Below are 22,012 nucleotides of genomic sequence, written 5' to 3'. Positions count from 1 at the left end.
GTGATCCGGAGTTATTTCTTTTTCTCAATATTTTCATAGACCGAGGCAAGGGCTTGTTCAAATTTCCCGCTCTTTTTCGGTTTATAATATTTTTTGTTGCGGAGTTTGTTAGGTAAGTATTGCTGCTTCACCCAGCCGTTTTCGTAGTCATGCGGATATAGATAGTCGATGCCTCGGCCGAGATCTTTTGCCCCTTTGTAATGGGCATCCTTAAGATGGTCAGGAACGTCACCGCTATGGCCGCTGCGAATATCAGATAAGGCTGCGTCAATCGCGATATAGGCTGTGTTTGATTTCGGTGATAAGCACAGCTCGACAACTGAGTTGGCCAGTGGAATCCGGGCTTCTGGAAAACCGAGCCGTTCAGCGGCTTCAACTGCAGCGAGGGCTCGCGGGCCAGCCTGCGGATTAGCAAGACCAATGTCCTCGTAAGCAATGACGACCAAACGGCGGGCAATGCTGACAAGGTCGCCGGCTTCCACCAAGCGCCCTAAATAATGAAGGGCAGCATTCACATCGCTGCCACGGATTGATTTTTGGAAAGCGGACAGGACGTCATAGTGAGCATCTCCATCCTTGTCATGTGAAAAGCTTTTTTTCTGCATGCATTCCTCGGCAATTTGTAAATCTATAATAATCGTTTCAGACTCGTCAGGTTCGGTGGAAATAACAGCAAGCTCTAGGGCGTTCAGAGCGCTGCGGACATCTCCGTTCGAAGCGGTCGCAAAATGCGTAAGGGCATCAATGCTGACCTCTGTTTTATATTGACCAAGTCCGTGCTCTTCATCATGAAGTGCACGTTCCAGGGCTTTTGTGATATCGCTGATTTCCAATGATTTGAGCTCGAAAATCTGGCACCGGCTACGGATTGCCGGATTGATTGCATGATAAGGATTACTAGTCGTCGCGCCAATTAAGGTAATCATCCCGTTTTCGAGATAAGGCAATAGGAAATCCTGTTTCGCTTTATCAAGGCGATGGACCTCGTCAAGCAGTAATATCACTTTACCAGACATCTTCGCTTCAGCAGCGACAATCTCCATATCTTTCTTGTTATTGGTTACCGCGTTCAGCGTCCGGAACGCAAACTTCGTACTTCCGGCAATCGCACTAGCAATCGATGTCTTACCAATTCCAGGCGGACCATACAGAATCATTGAAGATAACTGCTTGGCTTTGACCATCCTTGCGATAATCTTTCCTTCACCGACCAGATGCTCCTGTCCAATGATTTCATCAATCGACCGAGGCCGCATCCGGAAAGCAAGCGGTTTAATATTCATTGCGCACCTCTCCTTTTTATATAAGGTATCACAAATAAAGGGTAAAATGCTCTGATTATGCTGTGAATCCAGTTGAATTAGTATTTAAATCGACCTTCAGGAAGTTAATTCGTCCGTGGGTCGGAATAATTCGACCTTCAGTGAGAAAATTCGTCCGTTGAGCAAACTAATTCGACCTTCTGGAAGTTAATTCGTCCGTTGAGCAAACTAATTCGACCTTCAGGAAGTTAATTCGTCCGTGGGTTGGAATAATTCGACCTTCAGTGAGAAAATTCGTCCGTGGGTCAAACTAATTCGACCTTCAGTGAATGAATTCGTCCGTTGAGCAAATTAATTCGACCTTCAGGAAGTTAATTCGACCTTCAGGAAGTTAATTCGACCTTCAGGAAGTTAATTCGTCCGTGGGTTGGAATAATTCGACCTTCAGTGAGAAAATTCGTCCGTGGGTCAAACTAATTCGACCTTCAGTGAATGAATTCGTTCGTGGTTCAAACTAAATCGACCTTCAGGAAGTTAATTCGTCCGTGGTTCAAATTAATTCGTCCTTCAGGAAGTTATTTCGACCTTCAGGAAAATAATCCGTCCTTCACACCAATTATTTCGTCCTATCCTCAATAATCGAACGTAAAGAGTAAACTCTTCCTTTGGTGTGGCCAGAATGATTTAACTTTAATGAAGTTAATAATTTTTTTGCGCTGGATGGAGATTTGAGTTGGAGGAATTGCCGGAATTCGCTGTTGGTAATGGTAGGTTTAACGAGGCATACATAATCCTGAAGTGCGGAGATGTGGGCATCATGGGAAGAATGCAAACATATGCGGCAAATCCACTTTCTTAATCGCCTCTCCATAGAAAATGCATAGCATTTATGGCAGTACACTCCTGTTTGAAGGGCGTTAATAGGAATTCCATAACCTTCTAAAAGCTTTGGAATATAAGGTGTATGTTCGTCGAGCAATAAAGTAGATATTCTCTTCATATCTCTAGTTGAAAGGATTTTCTTTTTATATTTTTCTTTGAATTCTCCAATTTTTATAAGAATACTATCTTTACGTATCACTTTTCTATTAATATCTCTATTCTCAGCTCGTATTATAGTTGACGAATTGGCACTGACGACTAATGTTTCTACTGGAATGTTGATGATTTTTTTGATTTCAACCATTCTAACAGCTGTTGGCGCTGCCGATTCACTTGCAGAATTGGATCATCAAAAGCTTCCGTTTTTCCATCTGTATTTGTGCGGATAAGTTGATTGAATGTGTTGTCGAAATAGATTTCACCAGCCATGTTTTTCACTTCAATAATTAATAGAAAATAAGAAGTTAGAATAAGGATGTCCATTTGGAAGGGGAAGGGTAATCCGATTAGACGGAGGTCATGAAAGAGTAGATACTCTTTTTCAGGAAGGGCATTTAGAGTTGATAAGACTCTATATTCTCCGCTATATCCAGCTTTGATTTTTTTGATATCTAAGTTTAATATCGGTTGCCTGGCATGATCAGGTGGTAAGCGCCTCATTAGAGCTTCTATCATATGTACTTTTAAAGGTATCTCGCATTCTTTAATAATCATTTAACCACTCCTTATCGATATTTTAATAGAAATATTCTCTATTAATGATAGGTTTCCTGTATTTTTAGTGAAAATAAATGTGTCAAAGAACAGAACTTTCGTTTTAAAAAATGTACGTTGGTTTTACATAGAAGATAATTCGTCCTTGAGAGAAGATAATTCGTCCGTCAGCGGAACAATTCGTCCTTGAGAGAAGAAAATTCGTCCGTCAGCGGAACAATCGTCCTTGAGAGAAGAAAATTCGTCCGTCAGCGGAATAATTCGTCCTTGAGAGAAGAAAATTCGTCCGTCAAGCGGAATAATTCGTCCGTCAAGCGGAATAATTCGTCCTTGAGCTAAGAAAATTCGTCCGTCAGCGGAATAATTCGTCCTTGAGCTAAGAAAATTCGTCCGTCAGCGGAATAATTCGTCCTTGAGAGAAGAAAATTCGTCCGTCAGCGGAACAATCGTCCTTGAGAGAAGTTAATTCGTCCGTTAAACGGAATAATTCGTCCTTGAGAGAAGATAATTCGTCCGTCAAGCGGAATAATTCGTCCTTGAGCTAAGATAATTCGTCCTTGAGAGAAGATAATTCGTCCTTGAGCAATATATTTAACTCTTTTCCTACCTCTCCAATTAGGATAATTTGACAAATGAAGGGCGGGTGAATGCATTTCTAGTGGGAATATGCTATAATTTCAACAGAATTTATAAACGGATAAATAATATGAGGTGTATATTAATGAAGATATCTACTAAAGGCCGCTATGGTTTAACGATCATGATTGAGCTTGCTAAACATTATGGAGAAGGTCCGAAAAGTTTGAAATCGATTGCTCAGACGCATAGTTTGTCAGAGCATTACTTGGAGCAGCTGATTGCGCCACTTCGTAATGCAGGATTGGTGAAGAGTGTTCGTGGTGCATATGGTGGGTATGTCCTATCAAAAGATCCTCAGGAGATTACTTCTGGTGATGTCATTCGCGTATTGGAAGGACCGATTACTCCGGTTGAGGGAATTGAGGATGAAGAGCCGGTAAAACGTCAGCTTTGGATTCGGATTCGTGATGCTGTGAAGGATGTATTGGATAATACTACGTTGATGGATTTGGCGAACTACAAGGATACTGGTGAAATCAATTCTTATATGTATTATATTTAAGTGATTAGCAACGCGCCTATTATATAGGCGCTTGCGTTTTTTAATGGAGGCGACAAAAAAGTGAACAGAATATATTTAGATCATGCTGCGACTTCACCGATGCATCCGAATGTGATTGATAAGATGATGACAGTCATGAGCCATGACTTTGGTAATCCGTCTAGTATTCATGCGTTCGGGCGGGAAGCGCGCCATGTTTTAGATGAAGCGCGTTTAAGTATTGCCACAAGTATCGGGGCCGGGCGGAATGAAATCATTTTTACGAGCGGTGGAACAGAAGCAGATAATACGGCGATTATTGGGATTGCGAATGCGTATAAAGAAAAGGGAAAGCATATCATTACGACAGAGATTGAGCACCATGCAGTATTGCATACATGCCAATTCCTTGAGAAGTCTGGCTTTGAGGTCACATATTTACCTGTGAATGAAGCGGGGCTTATTTCGATTGCCGATTTAAAAGCGGCATTGCGGGAAGATACAATTTTGGTTTCGGTTATGTTTGGTAATAACGAAGTTGGGACTATCCAGCCGATTGCTGAAATCGGACAACTGCTTAAGGATCATCAAGCCTTTTTCCATACTGATGCGGTACAGGCATATGGACTGATTCATATTGATGTCCGCGAGTTGGGCGTGGATTTGCTGAGTGTATCAGCGCATAAAATCAACGGACCAAAAGGAATCGGCTTTTTATATATGCGAGAAGGGTTAAAGCTGAATCCCCATTTATATGGCGGAGAACAGGAGCGTAAACGTCGGGCTGGTACGGAAAGTGTGCCGGCAATTGCTGGTTTTGCCGAAGCGGTTTTGATTGCTCAAAGCATGATGGATAAGAAAACGGAGCAATACTTGCAATTTAAAGACGTATTGCTTGCCGTCTTTGACGAGGCGGATGTACAATATGAAATTAACGGATCTATGGAGCAGTCGCTGCCACATGTGCTGAATGTTAGTTTTCCGGGTACGAATGTTGAATCGATGCTCGTTAATCTGGACTTGGCCGGTGTTGCGGTATCAAGTGGATCTGCTTGTACAGCTGGGTCAATTGAACCGTCGCATGTGCTCGTAGCGATGTTTGGAAAAGGTTCGGAGCGGACGAAGAATTCGATTCGTTTCAGCTTCGGTCTGAACAACACCGAACAGGAAGTTAGGCAGGCTGCTGAAACAACCGTGAAGATCGTTAAAAGATTGGTACAACAATAATTTTTTCTTTAAATAAATGAGGTGACAGAATGAATAAAGCACCACAAGACACCCGCGTCGTCGTTGGGATGTCAGGAGGCGTCGATTCTTCTGTATCAGCCCTGCTATTGAAAAATCAAGGCTACGACGTAGTTGGAATTTTCATGAAAAACTGGGACGATACAGATGAAAACGGAGTCTGTACAGCAACGGAAGATTACAATGATGTGATTGCCGTTTGTAATCAAATCGGTATCCCTTATTATGCAGTCAACTTTGAAAAGCAATATTGGGATAAAGTTTTTACGTATTTCTTGGATGAGTACAAAGCAGGCCGTACGCCGAATCCGGACGTAATGTGTAACAAGGAAATTAAGTTCAAGGCATTCCTTGAGCATGCGGTAAGCCTTGGTGCTGACTATGTAGCGACAGGTCATTACGCACAGGTTGAATACAGAGATGGCGAATATAAAATGCTTCGCGGTGTCGATAATAATAAAGATCAAACGTACTTCTTGAACCAGCTTACTCAAGAACAATTGGAAAAAGTCATGTTCCCACTTGGTCACATTGATAAGAAGGAAGTTCGTGAAATTGCGAAAGAAGCGGGTCTTGCAACGGCAACGAAAAAAGATTCAACGGGTATTTGTTTTATCGGGGAACGTAATTTCAAAGAATTTTTAAGCAATTATCTTCCAGCACAACCGGGTGATATGGTTACGATGGAAGGCAAGGTTATGGGTAAGCATGACGGTTTGATGTATTACACAATCGGGCAACGTCACGGTCTTGGTATCGGCGGCAGCGGCGAGCCTTGGTTCGTTGCGGGAAAAGACTTGAAGCGCAATGTTTTATATGTGTGTCAAGGCTTTGATAACGATGTGCTTTATTCCAATTCCCTGAATGCTGTGAATGTCAGTTGGGTAGCGGAACATAAACCTGCAGCGGAATTTACGTGTACGGCAAAATTCCGGTACCGTCAAGAGGACAGCGGCGTTACGGTGAAAGTATTGGAAAGTGGCGATGTCGAAGTCATATTTGATGAGCCAATCCGCGCGATTACACCTGGACAAGCAGTTGTTTTCTATGATGGAGACGTATGCCTAGGTGGCGGTACGATTGATGAAGTATTTAAAAAAGGTGAAAAACTGACTTACGTAGGGTAAAATAATCATGTCCCCAGCTGTGTTTGCGGTTGGGGACTTCTTTTGGATTGTGAACAGCATCGTCTGAATTACACTGCTAGCTTATGCTATACTTTTTAATATAAAAATGGAGCGTGAATGATCATGGATAAAAATCAACAAGGTATTGAGTTTATGCAACAAGGAAAATACGAAGAAGCGGCTAAAGTTTTTAATGAGGCTATAGAAGAAAACCCGAAGGAGCCGGTTGCATACATAAACTTTGGAAATGTACTTACAGCTGTCGGTGAAACGGAAAAAGCCATCAAGTTTTATAAAAAGGCGATTGAGCTTGATGAAAATGCAGCGGCAGCTTATTATTCGCTAGGGAACTTATACTACGAATTAGATTCTAAATTAGTCGAAGCGAAAGATATGTTTGAAAAAGCAATCCGTTTGGGTCTTGAGAACAGCGATGCTTACTTTATGCTTGGATTGACGTTGATGGCGTTAGATCAACCGAAATTGGCTATGCCTTATTTACAGAGAACGGTGGAATTGAGTCCTGAGGATGTGGATGCAAGGTTCCAGTATGCGCTTTGCCTAGCAAATGCGGAACTGTATGATGAATTGATCAATCAATTGAATTTAGTGGTTGAACAGGATCCAGGCCATGCGGATGCTTATTATAATTTAGGGGTTGCGTTTGCTGGGTACCGTGAAGATCCGCAAGCTGCGATAACATATTTTGAAAAAGCATTGGAAGCACAGCCAGACCATATGTTGGCGGCACACGGTAAGAAATTGATGGAAGAAATGAATGCTGAATAAATAGACGACATATGTATGGAAGGGTGGGGAGAAGCGTTGAGCCAGCAAGATTCGATGGATTTGTTTGCAGAAGAGAAAATGTTTATGAAAGGAAGTCATTTAGTGACGATCTTTCATAATGAAGAAAATATGTACTCGGTTGTAAGAATCCGTGTGAATGAAACGAATTTGAACTATGACGAGAGAGAAGCGGTCGTCACGGGTTATTTTCCGAGGATGCATGAGGATGAGACGTATATTTTTTATGGAGCAATGAAAGAGCACCAACGTTTTGGTCTTCAATTTCATGTTGAGCATTTTCGAAAGGATTTGCCCCAATCCAAGGAAGGAATCGTCAGTTATTTATCTGGTGAACTGTTCAAAGGTATTGGGAAAAAAACAGCCGAAAGCATTGTCGAAACACTCGGGGAGAAGGCAATTTCTAAAATTCTGGCTCAGCCTTCCATACTTGATGATATTCCGAAGCTATCCGGGGAAAAGGCGAAGAGTCTCTATGATACTTTAGTCGAACATCAAGGTCTGGAACAGGTAATGATTGCTCTTAATCAATATGGCTTTGGTCCACAGCTGTCTATGAAGATTTATCAAATGTATAAGCATGATACAATCACCATGGTTCAGGGAAATCCATATAAGCTTGTGGAGGATATCGAAGGAATTGGTTTTGGGCGAGCGGATGAGCTTGGGCATCAGCTCGGCATTTCCGGTAACCATCCTGATCGTATCAAGGCTGCGTGCTTATATACACTAGAATCACAATGTCTGCAGGATGGAAATATCTACATAGAAGCTGAGCAGCTGTTGGAAGCTGTCAAGCGGCTGCTTGAGGAAAATAAGCGCGATCGAATTGAGTTCACAAACATTTCCTCGGAAATAATCGAATTAACGGAGGCGGGGAAAATCGTTGTCGAAGATCAACGAATTTACCTGCCATCCCTTTACTATTCTGAAAAGGGAATTGTTATGAACATCAAGCGGATGCTAGCACAAACCGAGTATGAAGACCAGTTCCCAGAATCGGAATTTTTACTGGCACTTGGTAAGCTGGAAGAGCGTCTAAATGTTTCCTATGCCTCAGCTCAAAAAGAGGCGATACAAACAGCCCTGCAGTCGCCTATGTTGATTCTGACGGGTGGACCTGGTACGGGGAAGACAACGGTTATCAAAGGGATTGTCGAGTTATATGCCGAACTTCATGGTGTATCTATGGACATTAACGATTATAAAAAAGAGGGCAGTGATCCGTTCCCATTTGTGCTTGCGGCACCTACTGGACGTGCAGCGAAACGCATGGCTGAATCGACGGGTCTTCCTGCTGTTACGATTCACCGCTTGCTTGGATGGAACGGAAGTGAAGGCTTTTCCCATGATGAAGATAATCAGTTAGAAGGCCGCATTGTCATTATTGATGAGGTTTCTATGGTGGATACGTGGTTAGCTCATCAATTGTTTAAAGCTTTGCCGGAAAATTGCCAAGTGATTTTAGTTGGTGATGAAGATCAGCTGCCTTCAGTCGGACCGGGACAGGTGCTAAAGGATTTGCTTGCTTCGAATTGTGTGCCGACTGTTAGTCTTGAGCATATTTATCGTCAAGCGGATGGTTCATCAATCATTGAACTGGCCCATGATATAAAAAAAGGCCGGCTTCCAAATGATGTTACGAAGCAGCAGGAAGATCGATCGTTCATTCGCTGTAAAACTGACCAAATCGCTCAGGTTATTGAGAAAGTTGTTGCGAATGCCAGGACGAAGGGTTTCACTGCCAAAGATATTCAAGTGCTGGCCCCAATGTATAGAGGACCTGCCGGGATTGATGCGTTGAATAAAATGCTGCAAGAAGTGTTTAATAGCAATGTGAATGAAAAGCGGCGGGAAATCAAGTTTGGAGACGTGATCTACCGAACGGGAGACAAAGTGCTTCAACTGGTGAACCAGCCGGAAGAAGGCGTCTTTAACGGTGATATGGGTGAAATCGTGTCAATTTTGTTTGCGAAGGAAAATACTGATCATGTCGATAAGATCATTATATCGTTTGAAGGCATTGAAGTAACTTACACGAAACAGGATTTGAACCAGATTACCCACGCGTATTGCTGTTCAATCCATAAATCGCAGGGAAGCGAGTTTCCCATTGTGATTTTGCCTGTTGTAAAAAGTTATTATCGGATGCTCCGACGTAATCTATTGTATACAGCGATTACCCGAAGCAAGAATTTCTTGATACTTTGTGGTGAAGAAGATGCTTTCCGTTTAGGTATCGAGCGCAATGATGAAATGCGCCGGAAAACTACATTACTTGAAAAACTTCGTGAAACTTTGAATGATGAAGAAATGCCAGCTGAATCTGCAGAGTTGCCAATGCAAGAGGAAAGTTATTTTGACATACTGATGCATGAAGATCCGATGATTGGGATGGGTAATGTCACACCTTATGATTTTATGTAGGTGGAGATTAATGTCTGGTTCTTTACCTGGTTTGGATAAATTTTGTTTAAAATTCATAGTTTTAGTGGAACTAATATAAAATATAGTTTATATGTGCAGAAAGAGTAAGGAGGATTTGGATGAAAAAGGGATGGATTATAGGATTAGTTGTTGTCGTTTTAATTGTCATATATGGGGTTTCTTCTTACAATGGGCTTGTAAGTGCCAATGAAGACGTCGACAATAAGTGGTCACAGGTAGATAACCAATTAAAACGAAGAGCAGATTTGATTCCGAATCTTGTGGAAACGGTAAAAGGTTATGCATCGCACGAAACTGAAGCCATTAAAGCGGTCAGTGATGCACGTTCAAAGTTGGCAGGTGCTAATTCAACGGAAGATGCCATTAATGCAGATCAAGAACTGAGTGGGGCGTTAAGCCGCCTTTTGGTGGTCGTCGAGAACTATCCGGATTTGAAAGCCAATGAGAACTTTAAGGGCCTTATGGATAGTTTAGAAGGAACAGAAAATAGATTGACCGTCGCAAGAAAAGACTATAATGACGAAGTAACCACGTATAACAAGACCATTAAACGCTTTCCAAAGAATATGATGGCTAGCGCATTTGGGTTCGATGTAAAACCATATTTTGAAGTGACTGATCAAGAAAAAGAAACGCCGAAAGTTGATTTCGGGAGCGATAAATAATGAAAAAACTCGCTGTGTTTGCGCTATTTTTTATTTTCACTTTCAATTTAGCAAACGTAGTCGCAGCAGAACCTAACATTCCGAAACCTGTTGGAGATATTTATGTCCAGGATTTTGCTGGAGTCCTCGATGATCAGGAAAAATCAGAGCTTATAGAATTGGGAAAACGATTAGATGATGCTACAAAAGCACAAATCTCTGTTTTGACCGTTGACTCAATGGAAGGCTCTGAAATAGAGGAATACTCGGTCGAAGCATTTAGGAAATTCAAGCTCGGGGATGCAGAGCTAAATAACGGAGTCCTCATTGTTCTGGCCGAAGAGGAGCAGAAAATCCGGATTGAAGTGGGGTACGGGTTAGAAGGTGCCATTACTGATATAAAATCAGGACAGATTTTGGACAATGTGGCAATCCCTCAGCTGAAAGAAGGTAATTACAATCTTGCTCTGACTGAAACCTATAAGGCTGTTTATAACGAGGTCACCGAGGAATATAATTTAGGTGACGAGTTTTATCAAGATCTTTCCGTTCAGACAGATACAGGAACTTTTAAGCCATCAGGTATACAGATTTTTCTCATCATCGTTGTGGTCATCATTTTGTTCATCCTCGATGCCAAATTGTTTAAAGGATTTTTCCTTCAAATTATCATCAATATCCTATTGATGTTCATTAGTCGCGGAGGCGGCAGTGGTGGCGGTGGCTCACGAGGCGGTGGCGGAGGAAGCTCCGGTGGCGGAGGTTCTAGCCGTGGATGGTAAGGTAGATTTGACCGGGAAACCGGTCTTTTTTTTATGCCTGAAACTTTACGTTTTCTAAGATGATTCAACAATGGAAAACCTTTCAGCACATCTATTTACGAGATGAAAGAAATAATAAAAATGTTCGGAAAGGCGGGATGACCTTGCGGACGTTTTCTGTATTGAAAGGAATGCCGGTTTTTACTATCAAAGGAGAAAGAATCGGCACGGTCCATGATTTATCTATTTCTGAAGCGGGTCAGGTAACAGGTTTGGTCATTCATCAACAAGCATTGTTTAAGAGATCTTTTCATTTGACTCTGGACGATATTTCTTCATATGGTCCGGATGGGATTGTCATCATACAACAAGAGTCAACCCCAAAGAAGGTGCCTGATGATTCCATCTGGCTAACAAAGGATGAAGTATTGGGACGAATGCTTCTTTCAGAAATGGGAGAGGAGCTCGGTTTACTGCAGGATGTATATTTCAGGGAAAAAATGGGCACGATTATAGCGTATGAAACAACAGATGGTTTTTTCTCGGAGACGACAGTGATTGAATCTAAACAGCCGCCTACATTAGGGAAGGATACCATCATTGTTTCAGTTTATGAACAGTGAGGTGTCCATTTTGGAAATAAATTGTCCGAATTGCCGCAGTAAAGATGTTGGGAAGATTGGTGTAAATCAATATTATTGTTGGAATTGTTTTATTGAAATGACCATTTCTGAGGGAATTATTAATACGCACCAGGTCGAAGAAGATGGAAGTTTAAGCTCATTAGACGACTTGTTTGAGGAAAATGACCGCCGCTTCAGCATGTAATTAACGGAAGAGGTGCTTGCAATGGCTAGACGTTCACGTAATGGTCTTATGAACATGATGAACACAAAAATGATTAACCGAAATATCAAAAAAATACGCAAAAGAATAAAATCATTACTTTAAAGGGAATGGGTGTCCTGATGCTAAGGGCACTCTTTTTTATGTATGAAAACCTCTCACCTTTCGAAGAATAAACGAGCGGGAGGTGTAGATTTTGTGAGTATTCGTCTCAAGTGGTTTTATAGGCTTGGTTTTTTATTGCTCTTATTTTTTGTTATATATATTTTTTTGAAACTGAAGCCTATGTGGGGACCGGCTGTAACTATAAGTGTAACAGTATTGCTGCCTTTTCTCATTGGTGCATTCATCAGTTATTTATTGCATCCTGTTGTGGAATTTTTAAATAAGAAAGGTATGCATCGCTGGCTTTCGATTACAATCATTTACTTGCTGTTTTTTGGAGGCATTGGATTTGCGGTTTATAAAGGCATTCCGGTGATGGTTAGTCAGGTGCGTGAGCTGTCAGAAAGTGTTCCTGAGCTGGTCGAGCAGTATCAAGGCAGGGTAGACAGGCTCAATCATCAAACGGCGGCCTGGCCGTTCGGGATACATGAAAGGTTTGAAGAAGGGGTCGTTCTTTTCGAAGGCTGGCTGAAAGGTATGCCGGAAAAAGCGATGGAGTATGCGATGAAGCTGTTTGATTTCGTTGTTCTGATTGCGCTTATTCCATTCATTGCTTTTTATATCCTGAAAGACTTTGCTGCGTTAAAAAAAATGGCCTGGTATATGACCCCGAAAAAATGGCGCAAGCAGGGACGTGCATTCGTACGGGATGTTGACGCTTCCCTAGGTGGGTATATCCGCGGGCAAATTATCGTCTGTGTTGCAATTGGAGTGATCTCATCCATTCTTTTTTGGATAGTCGGAATGCAATATCCGTTGTTGTTAGGAGCGATTATCGGAATAACCAATGTCATACCGTATTTTGGACCGATTATCGGGGCCATTCCTGCGGTTATAATTGCCGCCACAATATCTGTGAAAATGGTGATGATTATAATAGTTATCGTGCTTGTGCTTCAATTTCTTGAGGGGAATATTCTGTCACCTCTTATTGTCGGGAAAAGCCTCCATATGCACCCACTTTTCATCATGCTTGCATTGGTAGCTGGAGGTGAAATAGGCGGGATTACGGGAATGGTACTTTCAATCCCTATCTTGGCTGTACTGAAAGTTTTTGTGCTTCATGCCCGTGTTCACTTCAGAAAGAGGCCGCCCCTTATTGACAAATAAAAGTCTTGTGAATATAATCCATTACATAAGATAATTCGTTGAAGGATGAAGTATGCTGAAGTCCATCTAAAAGAGAGGGGTCCCCCTGGCTGAAAGGGACTTCAAGGTGAAGAGCAGCAGAAAGCTAGTCCGGAGAGCAGCTAATACCTGCCGTCATGCCGCGTTAAGGCTTTTATGAAGGTGATGGACGAAGGCTTTTTCTACGTCCATAATCAGGGTGGTACCGCGAGTTAACTCTCGTCCCTGTTTTTGGGATGGGAGTTTTTTGTGTGCTCAAAATTACATAATTTTAAAGGAGGATATATAGATGAAGTATTTAACTGGTGCTCAAATCCGCCAAATGTATTTAGATTTTTTTAGTGAAAAAGGCCATAACATTGAACCAAGTGCGTCATTGGTTCCTCATGAAGATCCATCATTGCTATGGATTAACTCTGGGGTAGCAACGTTAAAGAAATATTTTGATGGACGGGTGATCCCTGAAAATCCAAGAATTACAAATGCACAAAAAGCAATTCGTACAAACGATATTGAAAACGTGGGGAAAACTGCGCGTCATCATACGTTTTTCGAAATGCTTGGTAACTTCTCAATTGGTGAATACTTCAAAGAAGAAGCAATCACATGGGCATGGGAATTTTTGACCGACGAAAAATGGATTGGCTTTGACAAAGAGAAATTAGCGGTGACAATCCACCCGGAAGATGACGAAGCATTTGAGCTTTGGAATAAAAAAATCGGTGTTCCTGCTGAAAGAATCATTCGTTTGGAAGAGAATTTCTGGGACATCGGTGAAGGTCCAAGTGGCCCGAATACGGAGATTTTCTATGACCGTGGCCCAGAATATGGTGATGACCCGAATGATCCAGAACTATATCCAGGTGGCGAAAATGAACGGCATTTAGAGGTTTGGAACCTTGTGTTCTCTCAATTTAACCATAATCCTGACGGTTCTTATACACCGCTTCCGAAGAAAAATATTGATACAGGCATGGGTCTAGAACGTATGGCTTCAGTCGTGCAAAATGTGGCGACAAACTATGATACAGACCTGTTCATCCCAATTATTAGAGCTGTTGAAGAAATTTCTGATGTGAAATATGGTGTCGATGTAGAAAAAGATGTGGCATTTAAAGTCATTGCCGACCATATACGTACAGTAGCATTTGCTGTTGGAGACGGAGCACTTCCATCCAATGAAGGTCGCGGCTATGTGCTACGTCGCTTACTTCGTAGAGCGGTTCGTTATGCGAAGCAAATCAACATTAACCGTCCATTCATGTTCGAGCTTGTGACAGTGGTTGGTGAAATCATGAAAGATTTCTACCCAGAAGTTCTCGTTAATAAAGAATTCATTGCGAAAGTAATCAAGAATGAAGAAGAACGGTTCCATGAAACGCTTCATGATGGACTAGCTATTCTTTCTGAAGTCATCAAAAAAGAAAAAGAAAAAGGCGGCACAGTCATTCCAGGTAGCGATGCATTCCGTTTGTATGACACATACGGCTTCCCAATCGAATTAACGGAAGAATATGCGGAAGAAGAAGGCATGACGATTGATCAATCTGGCTTCGAAAAAGAAATGGAAGCACAGCGTGAACGTGCTCGCTCTGCTCGTCAAGATGTGGATTCCATGCAGATTCAAGGTGGAGTATTAGGCGACATTAAAGTTGGAAGTGAATTTGTCGGATATGATCAGGTGGCAGTTGATGCAAAAGTTGCGGCAATCGTGAAAAATGGCGAGCTTGTAACAGAAGCGCAAGAAGGCGAAGAAGTTCAGGTGATTCTGAACCAAACACCTTTCTATGCAGAAAGCGGCGGACAAATAGCTGATAAAGGAACGATGGCTAGTGAATCCGTTAAAGTGAATGTACATGATGTTCAAAAAGCACCAAATGGCCAAAACCTGCACCGTGTAACTGTTGTAGCCGGTACTTTGACTACAGACACTGAAATTGTTGCTGCGGTAGATCAAGAAAACCGCATCCATATTACGAAAAATCATACGGCGACACATCTTTTACATCAAGCCTTGAAAGATGTACTAGGAACACATGTTAACCAAGCTGGTTCACTGGTACAAGCTGAGCGTCTTCGTTTTGACTTCTCTCACTTCGGTCAGATTACAGCAGAAGAGATTGAACAGATTGAAACGATTGTAAATGAAAAAATTTGGCAAAGCTTACAAGTGAATACGGATTATAAAAACATTGAAGAAGCAAAAGCAATGGGCGCGATGGCCTTGTTCGGCGAAAAATACGGCAAGATAGTCCGTGTCGTTCAAATTGGCGATTATAGTCTTGAGCTTTGCGGCGGTGTTCACGTCCCGAATACAGCGGTAATCGGCTTGTTCAAAATTGTTTCTGAAAGCGGCATCGGTGCGGGTACACGCAGGATCGAAGCAGTAACAGGAGCAGGAGCATACAAATTGATGACGGACCAAATCGGTGTATTAAAAGACGCAGCTGCTAAATTGAAAACAAACTTGAAAGATGTACCTTCAAGAATTGAAACAGTTTTAGCGGAAGTGAAAGATCTTCATCGTGAAAATGAAAGCTTGACTGCAAAATTAAGTAATATTGAAGCAGGAAGCCTTGTTTCTAACGTAAAAGAAATTAATGGTGTACAAGTATTAGTGGCAAAAGTTCAAGCTACTGACATGAATAATCTGCGTGCTATGGCAGATGATTTGAAACAAAAGCTTGATTCTGTCATTATCGTATTAGGATCGGCTCAAGGCGATAAAGTCAATTTGATTGCCGGAGTTACGAAGGATTATATCGAACGCGGTTTCCATGCCGGTAAATTAATTAAAGAAGTCGCATCTCGTTGCGGTGGAGGCGGCGGCGGCCGACCAGATATGGCACAAGCCGGTGGAAAAGACCCAGAAAAATTGGATGCAGCACTTAATTTTGTTGAAGAATGGGTCTTAACGATTTCATAATCAATGAAAAGTGTTGTACAATGAAGATAATAATGGATTCTGGACGCTGAGGAGAGGTGCATGATAATGAGTTCCTTTGATAAAACGATGAAATTTAATTTTCCCGAAGAACCATTCGAAAGAGATGTACAGGAAGTATTGTCTCAAGTTTATGTTGCACTTCAGGAAAAAGGTTATAACCCGATTAACCAGATTGTCGGTTATTTATTATCTGGTGACCCGGCCTACATCCCGCGCCATATGGATGCTCGAAACATTATTCGTAAGCTTGAACGCGATGAGATCATCGAAGAATTGGTTAAATCGTATCTTAAGAACCATCGAGAGGAATACTAATGCGCACAATGGGACTTGATTTAGGTTCAAAAACTATCGGTGTTGCTGTGAGTGACGCGATGGGTTGGACTGCACAAGGATTGGAAACAATCAAAATTAACGAAGCTGGAAATGACTTCGGCTTTAAACGTCTTAATGAAATAATAAAAGAACATGAAGTTTCTAAAATTGTCCTCGGTTTACCCAAAAATATGAACGGAACCGTAGGACCGCGCGGTGAGATCAGCCAAGATTTCGCCAAGCGATTAGAAAACAAATTCAAGCTGCCGGTGTTTCTCTGGGATGAACGGTTGACAACGATGGCGGCTGAACGTGTTCTTCTTGAGGCGGACGTGAGCCGAAGCAAACGTAAGAAAGTCATTGATAAAATGGCAGCTGTCATGATTCTACAAGGTTTCTTGGACAGACAAACAAATTCAATATGAGGTGAATACAAATGGAACACGGCGAAAACAACATTACAGTAGTAGATGAAAACGGAAACGAGCAGCTTTGCGAAATCCTGTTCACATTCGATTCTGATAAATTTAACAAATCTTATGTACTTTACTATCCGATGTCTGCTGAAGATGACGAGGAAGAAATTGAAATCCACGCTTCATCATTCACACCAAGCGAAGATAATAAAGATGGTGAACTTGCACCAATCGAAACAGAAGAAGAGTGGGATCTAGTCGAAGAAATGTTAAACACATTCCTTGACCAAGAAGAAGCTGAAGAAGAATAATATATATAAAAACTGACCTTAAACCAAGGTCAGTTTTTTTCATTATGTACCAAAAAATCCTTATCTTTTCTCCACAAACAAAAGAATAAAAGTGGCGAGCGGACCTAAAAATAATGATAATATGAACCAATTCAAAGCTGTTCTATTTTTACCTTGAGCAAGCCCGGCATTAATGAGTGCTAGTGTCCCCCAACCAACAAAATAAGAATTATCCAACTCCTTCACACCTTTCTTTATCATAAAATTAATAGTAGCATAACCACATAAATATTCTTTTTATTTTATCAAATGTCTGAAACACCAATCGTATTCGAAGAAAATCTCATGAAAGTCTATTACAGCTAATTCTAAAAAATATCACTAATTCCCTATTAAATAACACCTGTATATTGACAAAACTAGTGCGATTTTGCCATAAATAGAGTAATAACGAATGTAGTTTTGCAAAAAACATGTATTTATTTGTTGGTTTTAGTATAATATTCGAAGCAAAGTCTAATTAGAGAAAGCATCTTCTAGGAACTATTATGTAGTTGGTGTGAGTTTGCAGGGGGAATGAAAATGGATGAAAAAGATCATAAGTTATCAAAAAAGGAACATATTCGAATGAAATTGTTAGAACAGCAAGGAGAAGCAAGGCTTGTTCGTAAAATTATCATGATTACGATAGCTTCGCTAATTTTATTAATCGGGATAGTTGGTCTTGTTGGCTTTTTATATATCAACTCAGCCATGAAGCCAGTTGATCCTGACGATGACACGATTAAGAAAGTGAAGATTCCAATCGGTTCTTCCGTGAATGGAATTTCAACATTGCTTGAAGAGCAGGGGATAATCAAGGACGCCCGTGTATTCAAATATTATATTAAATTCCGTAATGAATCCGGTTTTCAGGCAGGGGAGTATAAATTATCACCATCCATGCCAATACAAGATATTGTGACTAGCATCAAAACCGGGAAACTTATGAAAGAAGCGACCATGAAAATAACGATTCCAGAAGGAAAGCAGCTAATTCAGATTGCTGATATCATTGCCGTGAAGACGGATCAAGATCCAAAAGAAATTTTTAAGAAATTGAATAGTGAAAAGTTCGTTAATTCCATGCAAGAGAGATTTCCGGAGCTGTTAACGTCGGAGATTGAGAATAAAAATGTTTTGTATCCGCTTGAAGGGTATCTATTCCCAGCGACCTATGACTTTTATGAGGAAAAACCGTCTTTAGAAGCAGTAGTAATTGAGATGCTGAAGAAAACGGAAGAGACCTTGCAGGCATATGAAACTCAGATGAACAAAAAAGATTATTCTGTTCACCAGATGTTGACATTTGCTTCGCTTGTTGAAGAAGAGGCAACTGCCCAGGTAGACCGTGGGAAAATTGCTTCCGTCTTCTATAATCGTATCAAGAAAGATATGCCGCTACAAACGGATCCGACCGTTTTGTATGCAAAAGGTTCACATAAAAGTAAGGTGCTATACAAAGACCTTGAGGTGAAGTCTCCGTATAATACGTATAAGAACAAAGGGTTGCCGCCGGGTCCGATTGCCAATGCCGGAACGACATCGATTGATGCGGTGTTAAAGCCTGAGAAGACAGATTTCTTATACTTCTTGGCAACACCTGAAGGAGAAGTTCTTTATTCGAAAACGTTGGAAGATCACAATAATAAAAAGGCAGAACATATTACCAATAAATAATAGCTGATAGCTAAAGCGACTAGGGGGGAGGGATATTACTTTCCCCTTGTTTTTATGATAGAATAGTAAAAGTGAAATTTCAGATCCGATTTTTATCGATGACTGTAACTCGGCGATTGCCGGGTTTTATTTTGAAAGATAAGGAAATATAGACTGTCAAGCATACTGGTTTCAGCATGTTGTGTAAAGATGATGGCACTTGAAAGGTACTGATTATCTTTCGGTCCAGCCCATCTTCTGCTTGAACCAACCAAAGCGCTTTCGTTTTTCTTATTATTGGAGGAAATGTCTTGAACGGAAAAATAGAACAATATCTTCATTCCTTAATCCCGGAACGTACGGGTTTAATTAAGGAGTTAGAGGATTTTGCACTGGAAAATAATGTGCCGATCATGGAGCCGGAAGGTATAGAGGTGCTACTCCAGATTTTGAGGCTTCATCAACCGCAGGCGATATTGGAAGTTGGTTCAGCGATTGGCTATTCGGCTATAAGAATGGCTGAAACCTTGCCAGAAGCACGTATCGTCACACTTGAACGGAATGAAGCTAGAATTCAACAAGCGAGAGCTAATTTTGCTAAGGCTGACCTTTTGGAACGGATTACCCTTATTGAAGGGGATGCCCTTGAAGCAGGGCCGCTAGTAAAAGAACATGGTCCGTTTGATATCATCTTTGTTGATGCAGCTAAAGGGCAGTACAAGCGCTTTTTTGAGCTGTTTGAGCCATTCCTGAAGGATGCTGGCATTATTATTACTGATAATGTATTATTTAAAGGCTTGGTTGCTGAAAACATAGAAGAAATGGAAATGACGAGACGAAAACGTGCTCTTATAAAAAAAATTAGAGACTTTAACAATTGGTTACACAACCATCCACACTACGATACAGTAATTCTACCGATTGGTGATGGTGTGGCCATAAGTAAACATAGAGGTGACAAAAATGAAAAAGCCTGAATTACTCGTGACTCCGACAAGTGTCACTCATATTACAGCGCTTATCGATGCGGGTGCTGATGCATTCGTTATCGGAGAACAACGTTATGCGCTTCGTCTAGCAGGGGAGTTCAAACGTGAGGACGTCAAGAAAGCAATTGAACTTGCACATGCAGCAGGTAAAAAAGTATACGTGTCTATGAATGCTATTTTTCATAATGAAAAAGTGGACGAGCTTGAAGAATATGTCGTTTTCCTTAAGGAAGCAGGGGCCGACCGGATTATCTTCGGAGATCCTGCTGTCCTAATGGCCGTTCGAGCTGTAGCGCCGGATATGCCGTTGCACTGGAATACAGAGATGACGGTAACGAACTGGTACACGTGTAATTATTGGGGGAAACGCGGTGCTGTCCGTGCCTTGGCTGCTCGTGAAATAAGTTTGGACGAAATTGTTGAAATGAAGGAAAATGCCGAAGTCGAGATTGAAGTGCAGGTCCATGGCATGACGTGCATGTTCCAATCGAAGCGCACACTGCTAGGTAACTATTTCGAATACCAAGGCAAAGCGTTAGAAGTGGAAAATCGGAAGGAACAAAAAAGTATGTTCCTGCATGACAAGGAACGTGAAAATAAATATCCGATTTATGAAGACGAAAATGGAACGCACATCATGAGTCCGAACGATATGTGCATGATTGATGAACTTCAGGAATTAATTGAAGCGGATATTGATTCTTTGAAAATTGAAGGGGTGTTACAAACGCCTGAGTATATCGTAGAAATAACAAAATTATATCGTGAAGCGATTGATGTATGTGTAGAAGATACGGATCGTTATGATGATATGAAAACAGAACTATATGAAAAGGTTAAAGCGATTCAGCCGGAAAACCGTGAGTTGGATACAGGATTCTTCTTTAAAGAATCGGTTTATTAAAGAAAAGGGTAAGAGAAAGAGGAGGAATAGCCTTGAATGCTATTGCTAATAAAATTTCCAAAATAGTTGATGGAAAGAGAGTCATTGTTAAAAAACCAGAATTGCTGGCTCCCGCTGGCAACCTGGAAAAATTAAAAATAGCTGTCCATTATGGCGCAGATGCCGTGTTTATTGGCGGACAGGAATACGGACTTCGTTCAAATGCCGGTAACTTCACTTTTGAGGAAATGAAGGAAGGCGTCGAATTCGCTAAAAAATATGGTGCTAAAGTATATGTGACTACGAATATCTTCGCTCATAATGAAAATATCGATGGACTTGAAGAATATCTGGAAGGCCTTCAGGATGCCGGAGTTCATGGAATTATCGTTGCTGATCCATTAATCATTGAAACTTGTAAGCGGGTTGCTCCTAACGTTGAAATCCATTTAAGCACACAGCAGTCGTTGTCGAATTGGAAGGCTGTTCAGTACTGGAAAGAGGAAGGTCTGGAGCGTGTTGTTTTAGCACGTGAGACAAGTGCTGAGGAAATCCGTGAAATGAAGGAGAAAGTCGATATTGAGATCGAAGCGTTCGTTCACGGTGCAATGTGTATTGCCTATTCTGGTCGCTGTACCCTTTCAAACCATATGACTGCACGTGATTCGAACCGAGGCGGCTGTTGCCAGTCTTGCCGTTGGGATTATGATTTATATGAATTAAATCAAGACGGGGAAAAAGCTTTATTTGATAAAGAAGATGCTCCATTCGCAATGAGTCCGAAAGACTTGAAATTGATTGAATCTTTGCCTGGCATGATTGAAATTGGCATTGATAGCTTAAAAGTCGAAGGCCGGATGAAGTCCATTCATTATATCGCTACAGTAGTCAGTGTCTATCGTAAGGTGATTGATGCGTATTGTGCCGATCCGGATAATTTCAAGATTAAGCAAGAATGGTTGGAAGAGTTGGACAAATGTGCGAACCGCGAGACAGCATCAGCGTTCATGGAGGGAGAAATTCCTGGGTATAAACAGCAAATGTTCGGGAATCATACCGTAAAGACTCGCTTCGACTTCGCTGGACTGGTACTTGATTACAATGAAGAATCTCAAATCGTCACCCTGCAGCAGCGTAACTTCTTCAAGCCTGGCGATGAAGTGGAATTTTTCGGACCGGAAATCGAAAACTTCACTCAAAAAATTGGCACGATCTGGGATGAGTCAGGTAATGAGTTGGACGCAGCACGCCATCCGCTTCAAATTGTCCGCATTCAAGTAGATAAGCAAGTATATGTGAACAATATGATGCGGAAGGAGAATTAA

Annotated in this window: 22 protein-coding genes and 1 other annotated feature; of the genes, 18 read left to right on the top strand and 4 right to left on the bottom strand. The window is 41.3% G+C overall.

Translation table 11 applies throughout. The annotated features are described in order from the left end of the window. Window positions 1-11: 11 nt before the first annotated feature. The 3 genes from JFV29_RS19760 to JFV29_RS19750 all read right to left on the bottom strand — a co-directional run bounded on the left by JFV29_RS19760 (window position 12) and on the right by JFV29_RS19750 (window position 2,858). On the bottom strand, window positions 12-1,283 hold the full coding sequence (locus JFV29_RS19760) for a replication-associated recombination protein A (protein ID WP_201185928.1): 1,272 nt from the start codon (window positions 1,281-1,283) through the stop codon (window positions 12-14). 595 nt (window positions 1,284-1,878) lie between these two features. Further along, complete coding sequence (locus JFV29_RS19755) at window positions 1,879-2,448, bottom strand: hypothetical protein (protein ID WP_201185926.1); 570 nt, start codon at window positions 2,446-2,448, stop codon at window positions 1,879-1,881. Next, entirely contained in the window at window positions 2,412-2,858 is a 447-nt protein-coding gene (locus JFV29_RS19750) for a nuclease-related domain-containing protein (protein ID WP_201185924.1), read from the bottom strand. Before JFV29_RS19750 ends, JFV29_RS19755 begins: the two co-directional genes overlap by 37 nt. Window positions 2,859-3,579: 721 nt before the next feature. Between JFV29_RS19750 and cymR the strand changes: the two genes are divergently transcribed. The 14 genes from cymR (at window position 3,580) to JFV29_RS19680 (ending at window position 17,138) form a co-directional block, all read left to right on the top strand. Then, window positions 3,580-3,999, top strand: a complete 420-nt coding sequence (gene cymR, locus JFV29_RS19745; RefSeq protein ID WP_053347061.1) for a cysteine metabolism transcriptional regulator CymR — start codon at window positions 3,580-3,582, stop codon at window positions 3,997-3,999. A gap of 60 nt (window positions 4,000-4,059) precedes the next feature. After that, window positions 4,060-5,205, top strand: coding sequence for an IscS subfamily cysteine desulfurase (locus tag JFV29_RS19740; protein ID WP_201185922.1), 1,146 nt, complete (start codon window positions 4,060-4,062; stop codon window positions 5,203-5,205). Window positions 5,206-5,234: 29 nt separating this feature from the next. After that, entirely contained in the window at window positions 5,235-6,350 is a 1,116-nt protein-coding gene (gene mnmA / locus JFV29_RS19735; protein WP_053347059.1) for a tRNA 2-thiouridine(34) synthase MnmA, read from the top strand. Between the two features lie 123 nt (window positions 6,351-6,473). After that, window positions 6,474-7,139 (top strand): tetratricopeptide repeat protein, encoded by a 666-nt coding sequence (locus JFV29_RS19730; protein WP_201185920.1) that lies wholly within the window; start codon window positions 6,474-6,476, stop codon window positions 7,137-7,139. 36 nt (window positions 7,140-7,175) lie between these two features. Continuing rightward, the gene (recD2, locus tag JFV29_RS19725; RefSeq protein WP_201185918.1) at window positions 7,176-9,584 is read left to right on the top strand and encodes an SF1B family DNA helicase RecD2; all 2,409 of its coding nucleotides are present in this window, start codon (window positions 7,176-7,178) and stop codon (window positions 9,582-9,584) included. A gap of 119 nt (window positions 9,585-9,703) precedes the next feature. Further along, complete coding sequence (locus JFV29_RS19720) at window positions 9,704-10,270, top strand: LemA family protein (protein WP_201185915.1); 567 nt, start codon at window positions 9,704-9,706, stop codon at window positions 10,268-10,270. Beyond that, entirely contained in the window at window positions 10,270-11,031 is a 762-nt protein-coding gene (locus JFV29_RS19715; RefSeq protein WP_201185913.1) for a TPM domain-containing protein, read from the top strand. The genes JFV29_RS19720 and JFV29_RS19715 overlap by 1 nt, the downstream gene beginning before the upstream one ends. A gap of 59 nt (window positions 11,032-11,090) precedes the next feature. After that, window positions 11,091-11,633, top strand: a complete 543-nt coding sequence (locus JFV29_RS19710) for a PRC-barrel domain-containing protein (protein ID WP_082527677.1) — start codon at window positions 11,091-11,093, stop codon at window positions 11,631-11,633. Continuing rightward, the gene (locus JFV29_RS19705) at window positions 11,623-11,838 is read left to right on the top strand and encodes a hypothetical protein (RefSeq protein ID WP_053348138.1); all 216 of its coding nucleotides are present in this window, start codon (window positions 11,623-11,625) and stop codon (window positions 11,836-11,838) included. The genes JFV29_RS19710 and JFV29_RS19705 overlap by 11 nt, the downstream gene beginning before the upstream one ends. A gap of 216 nt (window positions 11,839-12,054) precedes the next feature. Further along, window positions 12,055-13,131 (top strand): AI-2E family transporter, encoded by a 1,077-nt coding sequence (locus JFV29_RS19700; RefSeq protein ID WP_201185911.1) that lies wholly within the window; start codon window positions 12,055-12,057, stop codon window positions 13,129-13,131. A gap of 29 nt (window positions 13,132-13,160) precedes the next feature. Then, window positions 13,161-13,379 (top strand) — a binding site (T-box leader). Between the two features lie 59 nt (window positions 13,380-13,438). Then, complete coding sequence (alaS, locus tag JFV29_RS19695; protein ID WP_201185909.1) at window positions 13,439-16,075, top strand: alanine--tRNA ligase; 2,637 nt, start codon at window positions 13,439-13,441, stop codon at window positions 16,073-16,075. 66 nt (window positions 16,076-16,141) lie between these two features. Next, complete coding sequence (locus JFV29_RS19690) at window positions 16,142-16,411, top strand: IreB family regulatory phosphoprotein (protein ID WP_034311358.1); 270 nt, start codon at window positions 16,142-16,144, stop codon at window positions 16,409-16,411. Next, window positions 16,411-16,836, top strand: coding sequence for a Holliday junction resolvase RuvX (gene ruvX, locus JFV29_RS19685; RefSeq protein WP_053347052.1), 426 nt, complete (start codon window positions 16,411-16,413; stop codon window positions 16,834-16,836). Before JFV29_RS19690 ends, ruvX begins: the two co-directional genes overlap by 1 nt. Window positions 16,837-16,847: 11 nt before the next feature. Beyond that, the gene (locus JFV29_RS19680) at window positions 16,848-17,138 is read left to right on the top strand and encodes a DUF1292 domain-containing protein (RefSeq protein WP_053347051.1); all 291 of its coding nucleotides are present in this window, start codon (window positions 16,848-16,850) and stop codon (window positions 17,136-17,138) included. Between the two features lie 60 nt (window positions 17,139-17,198). On the opposite strand, the gene JFV29_RS19675 is transcribed toward JFV29_RS19680, so the two are convergent. Then, complete coding sequence (locus JFV29_RS19675) at window positions 17,199-17,378, bottom strand: hypothetical protein (protein ID WP_201188180.1); 180 nt, start codon at window positions 17,376-17,378, stop codon at window positions 17,199-17,201. A 315-nt stretch (window positions 17,379-17,693) separates the two neighbouring features. Between JFV29_RS19675 and mltG the strand changes: the two genes are divergently transcribed. The 4 genes from mltG (at window position 17,694) to JFV29_RS19655 (ending at window position 22,012) form a co-directional block, all read left to right on the top strand. Then, a complete protein-coding gene (gene mltG / locus JFV29_RS19670) occupies window positions 17,694-18,836 on the top strand; it encodes an endolytic transglycosylase MltG (RefSeq protein WP_201185908.1) in 1,143 nt (380 codons plus the stop codon). A 290-nt stretch (window positions 18,837-19,126) separates the two neighbouring features. Next, window positions 19,127-19,792, top strand: a complete 666-nt coding sequence (locus JFV29_RS19665) for an O-methyltransferase (RefSeq protein WP_201185907.1) — start codon at window positions 19,127-19,129, stop codon at window positions 19,790-19,792. Continuing rightward, entirely contained in the window at window positions 19,779-20,708 is a 930-nt protein-coding gene (locus tag JFV29_RS19660) for a peptidase U32 family protein (protein WP_201187959.1), read from the top strand. The genes JFV29_RS19665 and JFV29_RS19660 overlap by 14 nt, the downstream gene beginning before the upstream one ends. A gap of 32 nt (window positions 20,709-20,740) precedes the next feature. Continuing rightward, on the top strand, window positions 20,741-22,012 hold the full coding sequence (locus tag JFV29_RS19655; RefSeq protein ID WP_201185906.1) for a peptidase U32 family protein: 1,272 nt from the start codon (window positions 20,741-20,743) through the stop codon (window positions 22,010-22,012).

Source organism: Peribacillus sp. TH16 (genome assembly GCF_016651095.1).
Taxonomy (GTDB): Bacteria; Bacillota; Bacilli; order Bacillales; family DSM-1321; genus Peribacillus; species Peribacillus butanolivorans.
This window is presented reverse-complemented; position numbering and strand designations above follow the sequence as displayed.

Coding starts and splice junctions, on each gene's coding strand:
- JFV29_RS19760 (WP_201185928.1), bottom strand. CDS start 1,283: ATGAATATTAAACCGCTTGCTTTCCGGATGCGGCCTCGGTCGATTGAT.
- JFV29_RS19755 (WP_201185926.1), bottom strand. CDS start 2,448: ATGGTTGAAATCAAAAAAATCATCAACATTCCAGTAGAAACATTAGTC.
- JFV29_RS19750 (WP_201185924.1), bottom strand. CDS start 2,858: ATGATTATTAAAGAATGCGAGATACCTTTAAAAGTACATATGATAGAA.
- cymR (WP_053347061.1), top strand. CDS start 3,580: ATGAAGATATCTACTAAAGGCCGCTATGGTTTAACGATCATGATTGAG.
- mnmA (WP_053347059.1), top strand. CDS start 5,235: ATGAATAAAGCACCACAAGACACCCGCGTCGTCGTTGGGATGTCAGGA.
- JFV29_RS19730 (WP_201185920.1), top strand. CDS start 6,474: ATGGATAAAAATCAACAAGGTATTGAGTTTATGCAACAAGGAAAATAC.
- JFV29_RS19720 (WP_201185915.1), top strand. CDS start 9,704: ATGAAAAAGGGATGGATTATAGGATTAGTTGTTGTCGTTTTAATTGTC.
- JFV29_RS19715 (WP_201185913.1), top strand. CDS start 10,270: ATGAAAAAACTCGCTGTGTTTGCGCTATTTTTTATTTTCACTTTCAAT.
- JFV29_RS19710 (WP_082527677.1), top strand. CDS start 11,091: ATGATTCAACAATGGAAAACCTTTCAGCACATCTATTTACGAGATGAA.
- JFV29_RS19705 (WP_053348138.1), top strand. CDS start 11,623: ATGAACAGTGAGGTGTCCATTTTGGAAATAAATTGTCCGAATTGCCGC.
- alaS (WP_201185909.1), top strand. CDS start 13,439: ATGAAGTATTTAACTGGTGCTCAAATCCGCCAAATGTATTTAGATTTT.
- JFV29_RS19690 (WP_034311358.1), top strand. CDS start 16,142: ATGAGTTCCTTTGATAAAACGATGAAATTTAATTTTCCCGAAGAACCA.
- ruvX (WP_053347052.1), top strand. CDS start 16,411: ATGCGCACAATGGGACTTGATTTAGGTTCAAAAACTATCGGTGTTGCT.
- JFV29_RS19680 (WP_053347051.1), top strand. CDS start 16,848: ATGGAACACGGCGAAAACAACATTACAGTAGTAGATGAAAACGGAAAC.
- JFV29_RS19675 (WP_201188180.1), bottom strand. CDS start 17,378: ATGATAAAGAAAGGTGTGAAGGAGTTGGATAATTCTTATTTTGTTGGT.
- mltG (WP_201185908.1), top strand. CDS start 17,694: ATGAAAATGGATGAAAAAGATCATAAGTTATCAAAAAAGGAACATATT.
- JFV29_RS19660 (WP_201187959.1), top strand. CDS start 19,779: ATGAAAAAGCCTGAATTACTCGTGACTCCGACAAGTGTCACTCATATT.